This is a genomic window from Amycolatopsis thailandensis (assembly GCF_002234405.1).
GTDB classification, from domain to species: Bacteria; Actinomycetota; Actinomycetes; order Mycobacteriales; family Pseudonocardiaceae; genus Amycolatopsis; species Amycolatopsis thailandensis.
The window spans coordinates 1-11,788 of record NZ_NMQT01000153.1; the positions used below are offsets into that span (position 1 = coordinate 1).

Here is an 11,788-nt window from a genome sequence, read left to right on the forward strand (position 1 = left end):
GTCGTGACCCGGAGCCGCCGACCCCGCCGTCGATCCCGGTCGTGGCCGAGCCCGTCCGCCGTCCCGAGCCCGCGCGGCCGCCGGAGCCCGAACCGGTGCGCCGTCCGGCCGCCGAGGCGCCGTCGCGGCACGGCTCGCCCGCGGCGGAGCCGCCCGCGGTCAACCCGACGCTGCCCGAAGAGATCCGCGTGACACAGAACGGCGGCGGCGGACGTCGTCGCCGGGCGTCGGAGGACTCCTCGGTCTCGCTCACCCCGGCCCCGAGCGTCCCGGAGCCCACCGGGGGCGGCCGTCGCCGTCGCCCGGACGGCGAACCCCCGGCTTGGCAGAACGGAGCCGAGTCGGGCGGCCGCCACGGCGGCAAGCGGTCGAAGCCGGACGAAGACGAGGCGCCGTCCCGCAACGGGTCCTCGCACAGCCATCAGGAGACACCCGCGGCGGGCTCGCACGCGTCGGGCCGGTCGGTGATGGACCTGCTCGCCGCCAACGGCGCGAACGAGTCCACCCCGCGGCGCAGGCGGCGTGCCGAAGACTGACCCCGTACCGACGGTAGGGTGACCCGCTGTGAGCGAGCCTTCCTCCCCGGCACCCGGTCCCGACCGGGCCCGCCGGTCCCGGTCGATCACCGTGCTGCTGCCGGTGCTCGGGCTGATCGCCGTCGCGCTCTGCGGGCTGTTCGTCTTCGGCACGGTCACCGAGAAGGTCGGCCTGCCCGCCGTGACGATCGGTGTGCTCGCGGCGCTCGTCCCGGTCGCCGTGGTGGTCACCGCGTTCCTGTGGGTCGACCGCTGGGAACCGGAACCGCCGAAGCTCCTGCTGCTGTCCTTCGTCTGGGGTGCGTGCGTCGCGACGATCATCGCGCTGCTGCTCAACAGCGGCGCCGAAGCCGTCGGTGACCTGCTGCTCGGCAGCGGCGGAGGCGGCAAGATCAGCGGCCTGATCTCCGCGCCGCTGGTCGAGGAGGCCGCGAAGGCCGCCTTCATCCTCCTGCTGTGGTGGCGCCGCCCGAGCGAGTTCGACGGCGTCGTGGACGGCATCGTCTACGCCGGGTTCACCGCCGCGGGCTTCGCCTTCACCGAGAACATCTATTACTTCGGCCGCGCCTTCGCCGAGCACGGTTTCGGCGACGGCACGAGCGCGGGCGTGCTCGCCGCCTTCTTCCTCCGCGGCGTGCTTTCGCCGTTCACGCATCCGCTGTTCGCCGTGATGACCGGGATCGGGCTCGGTGTCGCCGCGAGCACCAAGGTCCGCTCGTTGCGGATCCTGGCGCCGATCGGCGGCTACATCGTCGCGGTGCTGCTGCACGCGCTGTGGAACGGCGCCGCGCTGCTCGGCGGCGCCAAGACCTTCCTGAACGTGTACTTCCTGATCATGGTGCCGCTGTTCATCGGGGTCTTCTCGGTGGTGGTCATGCAACGGCGCCGCGAGCAGCGGATCGTCGCGGCCGCGCTGCCGATGATGGTCGACGCGCGCTGGATCGCCCCCTCCGAGGTCGCGCTGCTGGCCAGCTTGTCCGGACGGCGGTCGTGGCGGAAACAGGCGAGGAAACAGTCGGGCCGGGAAGCGGCGAAGGCTGTCGGCCGCTACCAGGCCAGCGTGACCGAGCTCGCGTTCCTGCGGCGCGGCCGGAAACTCACCGACGAGGCGAAACAGCGGCAGCGTGAGCTGCTTCAAGTGCTCAAGACGTCGCGTGCGGAGGCCGTGCGGCTCGCCGACGGCGCGCCGCGCGGGTGACCACTGTCAGGTGAAGCTGGTCACGAGGGCCGTTTCAGACGCGTGCCGGAGGGTTACCCTCGCGCCGTCGTCTGGTACCCGCGATTGCCGAGCGGGACTGGAACGAGTTGAGGAGTTTTCGACCATGAGCGTCCACTGGCGCACGCCATGATGAGGCCCGCTCGACTGGCCGTCGGCGTCATCTCCGCCGGCCGGGTCGGCAGCGTCGTCGGCGCCGCGCTCACCAGGGCCGGGCACACGGTCGTCGCCGCATCGGGCCTCTCCAGCGCTTCGGTACGCCGGGCGGAGCAACTACTCCCCGACGTCCCCCTCCTGCCGCCCGACGAGGTCGCCCGCCGCGCCGATCTCGTCCTGCTGGCACTGCCCGACGACGCGCTCGCCGGGATGGTGCGCGGTTTCGTCGCCACCGGTTCGCTGCGCCCGGGACAGATCGTCGTGCACACCTCCGGGGCGCACGGCATCGACGTCCTCGCGCCCGCCGCCGAGGCCGGGGCGCTGCCGCTGGCACTGCACCCCGTGATGACCTTCACCGGCCGCGCCGAAGACCTCGACAGGCTGGCCGCGTGCAGCGTCGGTGTCACGGCGACAGAGGGTGACGAAGCGGCGTGGAACGTCGGTGAAGCGCTGACCGTGGAGATGGGCGCGGAGCCCGTCCGGGTCCCTGACGAAGCGCGAGCGTTCTATCACGCGGCGTTGGCGCACGGCGCGAACCACCTGATGACACTGGTCGCCGACTGCGCGGAACTGTTGCGGGAGGCGGGAATCGCCCAGCCAGAACGCATGGTGGCTCCGTTGTTGTCGGCGGCGTTGGATAATGTTCTGCGACACGGGGACCGGGCGCTCACCGGGCCGGTGGCCCGTGGTGATCTCGGCACCGTGCGCAAGCACCTCACGGTGCTGGCCGAACGTGGCCCCGACATCGTCCCGAGCTATCGCGCGCTGGCCAAGCGCACGCTGGCGCGCGGCGACGCCGCCGGGCTCTTGGACGCCTCGGCCGCCGCCGAGCTCACGGAACTCCTCAGTGATCCCGCCGATCCCGCAGATCCCGCCGAAGGGCAGCAAAAGCAGTGACCACACCGAAATTCGCCCGAGGCACGCTGCACACCTTCCAGCCGCCGGAGCAGGTCAGCCAGGTGACGCGCGCCCTGCACGGGGTCGGCCGCAAGGTCGCGCTGGTGCCCACGATGGGCGCCCTGCACGCGGGACACCGCGAGCTGATCCGCCGGGCGAAGCGGCTGCCGAACACCGTCGTCGCGACATCGATCTTCGTGAATCCCCTGCAGTTCGGGGAAGGCGAGGACTTCGAGGCGTACCCGCGTCCGCTGGACAAGGATCTCGAAGTGCTGAAGGAGGACGGCGTCGAACTGGGCTTCCTGCCCAAGGCGTCGGACCTGTATCCCGAGGGTGCCACCGTGACGGTGCATCCGGGCGAGCTCGGTGACGAGCTGGAGGGAGCGGTGCGGCCGGGGCATTTCGCCGGCGTGCTCACCGTGGTGGCGAAACTGTTCAACATCGTGCGGCCGGACTACGCCTTCTTCGGGGAGAAGGACTACCAGCAGCTGGTGCTGATCAAGAAGATGGTGCGTGACCTGAACTTCGAAACCCGCGTCATCGGGGTGCCGACGGTCAGGGAACGCGACGGGCTGGCGTTGTCCTCGCGCAACGTCTACCTGACCCCTGAGCAGCGCGAGGACGCGATCGTGTTGTCGGCGGCACTCACCGCGGGTGCCTTCGTCGGGCGCGACGGAGCGGAAGCCGTGCTGGCGACCGCCAGGCAGACCCTCGCCGCGCGGCCCGCGGTCGAGATCGACTATCTGGAATTGAGGGGAACCGACCTCGGGCCCGCGCCCGTCGACGGTGAAGCGCGGTTGCTGATCGCGGCCAGGGTGGGGAGTACCCGGCTGATCGACAACGTCGGCGTGGTGCTCGGCGCCGCCGCGGACCATCCGGAACACGCGCTGGACGCAGGGGAATAGGGAGAGTCCACGATGTACCGCACCATGCTGAAATCGAAGATTCACCGGGCGACGGTCACCCAGGCCGACCTCCACTACGTCGGGTCGGTGACCGTCGACGAGGACCTGATGGACGCGGCGGATCTGCTGCCGGGCGAACAGGTGTCCATTGTGGACGTCACCAACGGCGCGCGGCTCGAGACCTACGTGATCGCGGGCGAACGCGGCAGCGGGGTGCTCGGCATCAACGGCGCCGCGGCGCATCTGGTGCACCCCGGCGACCTGGTGATCCTGATTTCGTACGCGCAGATGGAGAACGCCGAGGCGGCCGCGTTCCGGCCGCGGGTCGTCTTCGTCGACGCGGACAACCGGATCGTCGAGAAGGGCGCCAACCCCGGGCACGCGCCGGAGGGATCCGGCCTGATGAGCGGCACCGTGACGCTGGCCGACGACGACACGATGACCTTCCCGGTCGCCGAAACCGCCGACGCCCGCCGTCTCGACGCGCTGCTGCACGCCGAAAGCTGAGTCGTTGCTGCTCACGATCGACGTCGGCAACACCAACATCGTTCTGGGGCTGTACTCCGGCCGAGAACTCGTCGGTGACTGGCGGATGCGCACCGACGCGCGGATCACCGCCGACGAGCTCGCGCTCACCATGCGCGGGCTCCTCGGCCCGCACGCCGACGCGATCACCGGGATCAGCGCGCTTTCGACGGTTCCCGCCGTACTGCGGGAGCTCCGCGTCATGCTTTCGCGGTATTACGCCGAACTGCCGAAGATCGTCATCGAGCCGGGAGTGCGCACCGGCGTGCCGCTCCTGGTCGACAACCCCAAGGAGGTGGGCGCGGACAGGCTGGTGAACACCCTGGCCGCGCACCATCTGCACCCCAGGACCGCCTGCGTGGTGGTGGATTTCGGCACTTCGACCAATGTAGACGCCATCTCCGCCAAGGGCGAGTTCCTCGGCGGCGCTTTCGCGCCCGGTATCGAGATCTCGGTCGACGCCCTGGCCGCGCGGGCCGCGGCACTGCGCAAGGTGGAACTGGTGCCGCCGCGGTCGGTGATCGGGAAGAACACCGTGGAATGCCTGCAATCCGGCATCCTCTACGGTTTCGCCGGCCAGGTCGACGGCCTGGTGAAGCGGATCGAGCGCGAGCTCTCCCCGGGCGGGACGGAGCCGGTCGCGGTGATCGCGACCGGTGGCCTGGCACCGCTGGTGCTGGAGGAATCGGAGACCATCACCGAGCACGTGCCGGATCTGACGCTGCTGGGCCTGCGGCTGGTCTACGAACGAAACCACCGCGTTTAGTCCTCTGGATGCGGTCCTTGCGTGTGCAACTACCGCATCCAGAGGACTAAATGCGTAAAGGGGGAAACTCAGCCCTTGAAGACGCTCTTCCGCTGCGAAAGGCGTTTGTACAGCGACTGCTGGATCGACTCCCGCACCTGGTCGGTCAGCGTGAACACCAGCATCGGGTCATCCACGGCGTCCGCGTCGTAGGTGTCCGTGCGGATGGGCTCGCCGAATTCGATGCTCCACTTCGTCGGCAGCGGAACCGCGCCGAGCGGGCCGAGCAGCGGGAAGAACGGCGTCACCGGGAAGTACGGCAGGCCGAGCACCCGCGCGAGCAGCTTGATCTCGCCGAGTTTCGGGTAGATCTCCTCCGCGCCGATGACCGACACGGGAATGATCGGCACCCCGGTCCGCAGCGCGGCGGACACGAAACCGCCGCGGCCGAACCGTTGCAGCTTGTACCGCGACGAGAACGGTTTCCCGATCCCCTTGAACCCTTCCGGCCACACGCCGACGAGTTCTCCCTTGCGCAGCAAGCGTTCCGCGTCGGCGTTGCAGGCGAGCGTCTGCCCGGACTTGCGGGCGAAGGAGCCGACGAGCGGCACCTGGAACACCAGATCCGCGCCGAGGCCGCGCAGGTGCCTGCCGCCGGGGACGTGGTCGTGCACGGCGACGGCGGTCATCAGCGCGTCGAGCGGCAACGTGCCGGAGTGGTTCGACACCAGGAGCGCGCCGCCGTCGGTGGGCAGGTTCTCGACGCCGAAGGTGTCGACGCGGAACCACTTCTCGTACAGCGCCCGCAACGGCGGCAGCAGCAGGGTTTCGGTGAGCTCGGCGTCGAAGCCGAACTCGTCGACGGTGTAGTCACCGGTCAGCCTGTCCCGCAGGAACCCCAGCGCCGTCCGGAGCGACGCCGGGAGGAGCTCGGTGTCGGCCGGACGGGTCCGGGCCGGCGCGACCCGTGCCGCCCCGGGGAACTCGACGACGGGCGCGTCCACCCGGCGCTCCTGGTCCAGCCGCTCTTGCGCTTCGTCGGACTCGCGAAGATCCCTGTCCGCCTGAGCGGCCGGGTCCGGCTTCTCTCTGCCGGGGCCGTGCAACGGGATGACCTGCGCTTCAGCGCCGCTCACGTTTTCCGCCTCGCCTTCGTGAGAGTTCTCGGGGTTGTCCTCGTAAGGCCTGCTCACCGGTTCGCCGCCTGCCCGGTCGCGGCGGCCACCAGGACCTTGTCGGCGAATCCGGCCAGCCTGCCGCCGTCCACCACGGGCCTCAGCCCGCGGCCGGTGATGTAGTCGTCGAACGCCTCCCGCGTCGTCCAACGCGGGGTGTAACCGAACTCCTTCTTGAGCTTCGTGATGTCCACGACGCGGCCGAAGTTCAGCAGCCGGACCTGGTCGGCGGAGAAGTCGACCACCCTCGCTCCGCGCAGCACCTTGCCGACCGACGGCACGACACCGCTGGGCATCGGCAGTTCGACCCGGCCTGCTCGCCGGATCGCCTGAGACAGCGTGAGTACCCCCTCCGAGCCGACATTGAACACGCCGGGTGCGTCGTTCAGCGTCGCCTGCTCGAACACGGCCAGCGCGTCCGAAGCGTGGAGCAGCTGGATCCGCGCGTCGTAGCCGAACACGGTCGGGACCACCGGCAGCGCGAAGTAGCGCGAGAGCACGGTGTCGATCTCCGGGCTGATGATGTTGGCGAAGCGGAACAGCGTCGTCGTGATGTCGGGGCGGCGGCGCATGAGCCCGCGGACGTACCCCTCCATCTCGACGGCGTCCTTCGCGTAACCGCTGGTCGAGGTGGGGATGAGCTCGGAATCCTCGGTGAAGACGGCCTGCGAGCGCGCGCCCGCGCCGTAGACGGCGGCCGTCGACTTCACCACGAGCTTGCGCACGAGCGGCGAGCGCTGGCAGGCCGCCAGGAGCCGCATCGTGCCGATGACGTTGACCTCTTTGATCGCCGTGCGCCGGGCCGGGCCGGCCGGATGCGCGGTGCACGAGGCGTGCACGACGGTGTCGACCTTGGCCGTGCTGATCACCTTGGCGATCAGCGGATTACGGATGTCGGCCCGGACGTATTCAGCGCGCCCCATGCGCTGCAGCACCGACTTCTGCGGGGGCGTGGTGTCCACGCCGATCACCCGCTCGAACTCCGGATTGTTGCCGAGTCTGGCGAGCAGCTTCCCGCCAAGGTCTCCCCCGACCCCGGTCACGAGCACGATGTTCGACGGCATAGGACTCCCTGCGGCTTTCGGGCGGTTCTCGGACTTTCGATCACGGGGTCCTGATGACCTTTGAGCGCGGATTGATCCACCGAGTGTGCGCGTACCTGCACTCACTGGAAGCATCGCGCGGCTGCCCTTGAGATGTTACCGCTCATTAGGGGTAGTCGAGTCAGCGCTTACATGCTATTAACCCGCCGCTCGCAGAGGGGATCCACGTCTCACTCGAACGGACGGAAAAGGTTCACCAAATGGGAGTGGCCCGTCCAGAACCTGGACGGGCCACTCACCGGCTGTGTCTTACTTGCCGGCCTTCCTACGCTGAACTCGCGTCCGGCGCAGCAACTTCCGGTGCTTCTTCTTCGACATGCGCTTACGGCGCTTCTTGATCACAGAGCCCATCGAGAGCGCTCCTTCCTTCGTCGTCGGTCACGCTGCCCGGCGCAGCGTCCAACGGGTGGAGCGCACAGGCACGAGCGGTCTTCCAGGGTACTCGCGCCCCGGAAGACGCCCTCGGGCGGGCACGCTGTGCTCCGCGAAGCGAGCCTCAGCCCACGTCGAAGTACGCGCCCTGCAGATATTCGTGAACGGCCTTTTCGGGCACTCTGAACGACTTCCCCACGCGCACCGCGGGCAACTCGCCCGAGTGAACGAGGCGATAGACGGTCATCTTGGAGACCCGCATCAGCGTGGCCACCTCGGCGACCGTCAGGAACTGGACCTGGCCCACTGTGTTGACCTTGGGGAGGTCATCCTTCTTGTTCGGCGGCATGATTCACCGTGTCCTTCGACACGTGTCGCGCCACGAGGCTTCCCCACCTGTGGTATCGACACGCACGTGCTCTCCTGAGAGTAGCGGGACACGTGTGGCTAAAGCGACGCGAGTCACCGAGATGGGCCCGTCCGACTACGCGTTTCGTCCTCTGGATGCGGTAGTTCGCCGGCGAACTACCGCATCCAGAGGACTAATCGCGGGGATCGTGGGCGCGGCCCAGCTCGGTCGAGCGGTCCTTCGCGGCCTCGATGGCGGCCAGGAGCGCGGCGCGGACGCCGTGCTTCTCCAGCTCGCGGATGGCGTTGATGGTCGTCCCGGCGGGCGAGGTGACGGCTTCGCGCAGCAGCACCGGGTGCTCGTCGGACTCCGCCAGCATCTTCGCCGCCCCGACCGCCGACTGGATGATCAGCTGCCCGGCGAGCGCGCGGGGCAGGCCGAGCAGGATCCCGGCGTCGATCATGGCCTCGACCAGGAAGAAGAAGTACGCGGGCCCGGATCCGGACAGCGCCGTGACGGCGTCCTGCTGCGACTCCGGCACCTCGACGACCTGCCCGACGTGCGAAAGCAGCTCCTTCACCACCGCGATGTGCTCGGCGGTCGCGTGCGCGCCCGCCGAGACGGCGCTCATCGCCTCTCCGACGAGCATCGGGGTGTTCGGCATGACCCGCACCACCGGGATGCCCTCGGCCAGCCTGCGCTCGTACAGGGCGGTCGGCAGGCCCGCGCACAGCGAGACCACCAGCGAATCCTTGCCGAGCAGCGGCGCGACCTCGTCCAGCACCGGGTCGATGTCCTGCGGCTTGACCGCGACGACCAGTACGTCGGCCCGGCTCGCGGCGTCGGCGACGGTGACCCCGTGCACGCCGTAGCGCTCGGTCAGCTCGGCCGCGCGCGCCGGATACCGTTCGGTGAACAGCAGGTCGTCAGGGCTGTGCCCGCCGTGCAGCAGGCCCGAGAGCAGGGCCTCTCCGATTTTCCCGGCGCCGAGAACCGCGATCACGCTCATGCCGTTCAGCGTGCCAAAGCGCCGTCAGCCCCCCGGCGCCGGGGCAAGCGCCAGCTGACGCGCCTGGCAGACCAGCCGGCCCTGCGAGTCCACCACCACGGCGTCGGAATCGAACCAGGCCTCGTGCACCGAGTGGGCCTGCACGATCACCCGCAGCCAGCCCGGCGCCGGCCGGGTGCGCAGCAACGCGGTCAGCTGCACGGTCGGCACCCAGCCGATCCGGCCGAGGTTGTAGACCACCGGCGGGTTCACGTCGCTCGCGAGCAGCGCGAAGAAAGGGTCGGGAAGACCGTGCCGCGGCCGGACCCACAACCGCATCTTCGGTGGGTCGCCGATCCGGCCGTGCAGGTAACCGACGCTCGCCGGATCAAGCCGGACTTCGCAGCCCTTCGCGAGATTGAACAGGCCTTCGGAGGTCTCACCGGTCACGGGCACCGCGCCGGGCGGCGGTTCCGCGGGCATGGCGGGCACGTCGGTCCACTCCGGACGCCGCATCGGCAGCCGCCCGGTGGTCACCCTGGCCTCGACGCAACTGCGGCCCCGCTGCTCCAGCAGGACCGCCACGACCGACGCGCGCCTTCCGACCTTCCGGACGTCCATGCGCAGCAACACCGGCCCCACAGCGGGCGGGTGCAGGAATTCCGCGCTGATGGCGAGAGGCTCGGACGGCGGCTCGCCCCGTTCGTGCAGGAACGCCAGGGCCGACCGGGCCATCAGGGCCATCAGGAAGCCGCCGTGCGGATGTCCGCCGATCGACCATTCGGTCCGCAGTACTGCGGTGAAAGTGCCGTCACCCAGTGATCTCGTCGCGCAAGCCGCGTCGAAGGAGGTGCCCGTTTCGTCGGCCGTGCTCACCGAGCACTGACCCAGGCCACGAGCCGATCCATCGGGGTGCGGGAGATCAACAAGCGCAGCTGGTTCACGGTCGGAACTTTACGTGTAGCAGCGCCTCCGGCGCAGGGAGGAATGAATCTCCGCACCTCGGGACGATCTTTGTCACTGGCCGAGGTGGAACCTCGCGAACAAGAGTGACTCCGCGAGATCCCTTGACCGCTGTGCCGCGCTCGGCGAACGGCGGGTGTTGATCTCCAGCACGATCTGTCCGGAAAAATCGCTGTTCACGAGCTTTTCGAGCAATTCGGCACAGGGTTCGATCCCGCGCCCGGGCACCAGGTGCTCGTCCTTCGGGAGTCCCGTGCCGTCCGCCAGGTGGACGTGGGTGAGCCCGGAACCCATGCGTTCGGCGAGCGCGAGGGCGTCCATCCCGGCTGCCGCTGTATGGGACAAGTCCAGCGTGTAGTGGCGAAACCCTACGTCCGTAGGGTCGATCGACGGACGGAACGCCGACACGCGCGACGTCCGCGACCCGCCGGGCGGACGGACCTTGAACATGTTCTCGACCGCGACCTCGATGCCGCTGGATTCTTCGAGCTCGTCGACGAGATCGCCGAACGCGTCGCCGTAGCGGCGCTGCCAGCGGAACGGCGGATGCACCACGACCGTGCGCGCGCCCAGCTCCAGCGCGGCGTCCACGGACATCCGCAGGCGCACCTCGGGATCCGGCGACCACACGCGCTGGGTGATCAGCAGCGACGGCGAGTGGATCGACAGCACCGGCACCCCGGTGCGGCGCGACCAGCGGCGCAACGCGGAGATGTCCTGGCTGACCGGGTCGGCCCAGATCATCACCTCGACACCGTCGTAGCCGAGGTCGGCGGCCATCTCGAAGGCCGCGCCCGCCCTCAGAGGCCAGACGGACGCGGTCGAAATCCCCACCGGAATCTGCTGAACCATTCCGGCATCCTTCCCGAGGCCGCTATCGAGCGACCAGCAGGAGTGCGGCCGGTGAGACCGTCACCACCAGTCCGACCAGCACCGCGAGCACGAGGGTCTGGAGGTCGTCGGCCTTGCGGATCTTCCGGACGATCCACACCAGCGCGACGATCACCAGCAACGCGGCGACCAGCGCGGCGGCGGGGATGTTCACCCACAGCCAGTTGAAGCCCAGCCAGACCCCGGCACCGCCCACCACGCCGAGGGCGAGCTGACCGGCCAGCGCCAGCCACTGCTTCCCCGGTGAGGTGTTCTCGGCGGGTGCCTCGGACTCGTCCACCTCGAGGTCGTCGACGTCATCGACGCCGCCCTCGGCCCGGTCGTCTTCGTAGTCGTCCTCGTACTCGTCGGCGCGGTACCCGTAGTCGTCGCGGTCGAAGTCCGGACTGCCGTCGGGGTACGCCGGGTCGGCGAACTCGCGCTCGTACTCGTCGAGGTTGTCCTGCTGCCTGCCTCGATCGTCGAGCGAATGCGGCGGCACGAACGGCATCGGCGCGGGGTGCCCCATGGTCGGGGGGCCCGCGTCGAACTGGTCTGGTTCCGGGTCGATGTCCGGCTCGACGGGCGCGACCGGAGGCGGCACCGGCGGGATGCCGCCGATCTCGGTGTCCTCGGACTGCACCTTCTGCCGGCGCTTGCGCCATCCGGCGAGTCCGGCGGGCGGCGCGGCCGGTTCGACGGGCGCGGGTGCCTCGGGTTCGATTCCGGCTTCGTCGCCGACCGCGGCGAACTGCTCGGTGCTCGGCTCGGCCTTCGGCTGAGGCGGACGGGCCGCCGGACGACGACGGCGCGGCGGCTGGGCCGGTGGGGTCTGAAACGCGCCGCTGGCCATCGGGCCGGGCTGGTCCTGGACGTCTTCGGGCTCGGCGTCGAGACCGTCGAGCCTCGCCGACAGCCCCGCGGACGGGGGCCCTGCAGGCGGTTCGGGGCGGCGGCGGACCGGCGGCACCGCGCCACGGGTCTCCTC

At 69.7% G+C, this 11,788-nt stretch carries 12 protein-coding genes and 2 pseudogenes; 6 read left to right on the forward strand and 8 right to left on the reverse strand.

Going from position 1 to position 11,788, the window contains the following annotated elements; genetic code table 11:
* From CFP71_RS37110 to CFP71_RS37135, 6 genes and pseudogenes are all read left to right on the forward strand, one after another.
* Positions 1-536 (forward strand): annotated as a pseudogene (locus CFP71_RS37110) (DUF6779 domain-containing protein); the annotation flags it as partial.
* A 28-nt stretch (positions 537-564) separates the two neighbouring features.
* The gene (locus tag CFP71_RS37115; RefSeq protein WP_093938587.1) at positions 565-1,734 is read left to right on the forward strand and encodes a PrsW family intramembrane metalloprotease; all 1,170 of its coding nucleotides are present in this window, start codon (positions 565-567) and stop codon (positions 1,732-1,734) included.
* A 135-nt stretch (positions 1,735-1,869) separates the two neighbouring features.
* Positions 1,870-2,805, forward strand: coding sequence for a Rossmann-like and DUF2520 domain-containing protein (locus CFP71_RS37120; RefSeq protein ID WP_425266645.1), 936 nt, complete (start codon positions 1,870-1,872; stop codon positions 2,803-2,805).
* The gene (panC, locus tag CFP71_RS37125; RefSeq protein WP_093938589.1) at positions 2,802-3,710 is read left to right on the forward strand and encodes a pantoate--beta-alanine ligase; all 909 of its coding nucleotides are present in this window, start codon (positions 2,802-2,804) and stop codon (positions 3,708-3,710) included. The genes CFP71_RS37120 and panC overlap by 4 nt, the downstream gene beginning before the upstream one ends.
* A 12-nt stretch (positions 3,711-3,722) precedes the next feature.
* Positions 3,723-4,217: an aspartate 1-decarboxylase gene (gene panD, locus CFP71_RS37130; protein WP_007028536.1), complete on the forward strand. Its 495-nt coding sequence runs from the start codon at positions 3,723-3,725 to the stop codon at positions 4,215-4,217.
* Between the two features lie 4 nt (positions 4,218-4,221).
* Positions 4,222-5,001 carry a type III pantothenate kinase gene (locus CFP71_RS37135; RefSeq protein ID WP_093938590.1) on the forward strand — a complete coding sequence of 260 codons (780 nt, stop codon included), beginning with the start codon at positions 4,222-4,224 and terminating at the stop codon, positions 4,999-5,001.
* Between the two features lie 68 nt (positions 5,002-5,069).
* Here the strand turns inward: CFP71_RS37135 and CFP71_RS37140 are convergent, their stop codons facing one another.
* From CFP71_RS37140 to CFP71_RS37175, 8 genes and pseudogenes are all read right to left on the reverse strand, one after another.
* On the reverse strand, positions 5,070-6,173 hold the full coding sequence (locus CFP71_RS37140) for a lysophospholipid acyltransferase family protein (RefSeq protein ID WP_093938591.1): 1,104 nt from the start codon (positions 6,171-6,173) through the stop codon (positions 5,070-5,072).
* Positions 6,170-7,219 (reverse strand): NAD-dependent epimerase/dehydratase family protein, encoded by a 1,050-nt coding sequence (locus tag CFP71_RS37145; RefSeq protein ID WP_093938592.1) that lies wholly within the window; start codon positions 7,217-7,219, stop codon positions 6,170-6,172. The genes CFP71_RS37140 and CFP71_RS37145 overlap by 4 nt, the downstream gene beginning before the upstream one ends.
* Positions 7,220-7,507: 288 nt before the next feature.
* A complete protein-coding gene (locus tag CFP71_RS37150) occupies positions 7,508-7,609 on the reverse strand; it encodes a 30S ribosomal protein bS22 (protein WP_007030867.1) in 102 nt (33 codons plus the stop codon).
* A 145-nt stretch (positions 7,610-7,754) separates the two neighbouring features.
* Positions 7,755-7,979 (reverse strand): helix-turn-helix domain-containing protein, encoded by a 225-nt coding sequence (locus CFP71_RS37155; protein ID WP_020633145.1) that lies wholly within the window; start codon positions 7,977-7,979, stop codon positions 7,755-7,757.
* 193 nt (positions 7,980-8,172) lie between these two features.
* A complete protein-coding gene (gene proC, locus CFP71_RS37160; RefSeq protein WP_093938593.1) occupies positions 8,173-8,988 on the reverse strand; it encodes a pyrroline-5-carboxylate reductase in 816 nt (271 codons plus the stop codon).
* Between the two features lie 24 nt (positions 8,989-9,012).
* Positions 9,013-9,843: a thioesterase family protein gene (locus tag CFP71_RS37165; RefSeq protein ID WP_093938594.1), complete on the reverse strand. Its 831-nt coding sequence runs from the start codon at positions 9,841-9,843 to the stop codon at positions 9,013-9,015.
* A gap of 141 nt (positions 9,844-9,984) precedes the next feature.
* Complete coding sequence (locus tag CFP71_RS37170) at positions 9,985-10,782, reverse strand: sugar phosphate isomerase/epimerase family protein (protein WP_093938595.1); 798 nt, start codon at positions 10,780-10,782, stop codon at positions 9,985-9,987.
* A 22-nt stretch (positions 10,783-10,804) separates the two neighbouring features.
* Positions 10,805-11,788: pseudogene (locus tag CFP71_RS37175) on the reverse strand (hypothetical protein); the annotation flags it as partial.

Excerpts from the sequence above, each read along its gene's own strand:
- panD (WP_007028536.1), top strand. The coding sequence starts at position 3,723 with ATGTACCGCACCATGCTGAAATCGAAGATTCACCGGGCGACGGTCACC.
- CFP71_RS37145 (WP_093938592.1), bottom strand. The coding sequence starts at position 7,219 with ATGCCGTCGAACATCGTGCTCGTGACCGGGGTCGGGGGAGACCTTGGC.
- CFP71_RS37150 (WP_007030867.1), bottom strand. The coding sequence starts at position 7,609 with ATGGGCTCTGTGATCAAGAAGCGCCGTAAGCGCATGTCGAAGAAGAAG.
- CFP71_RS37155 (WP_020633145.1), bottom strand. The coding sequence starts at position 7,979 with ATGCCGCCGAACAAGAAGGATGACCTCCCCAAGGTCAACACAGTGGGC.
- proC (WP_093938593.1), bottom strand. The coding sequence starts at position 8,988 with ATGAGCGTGATCGCGGTTCTCGGCGCCGGGAAAATCGGAGAGGCCCTG.
- CFP71_RS37170 (WP_093938595.1), bottom strand. The coding sequence starts at position 10,782 with ATGGTTCAGCAGATTCCGGTGGGGATTTCGACCGCGTCCGTCTGGCCT.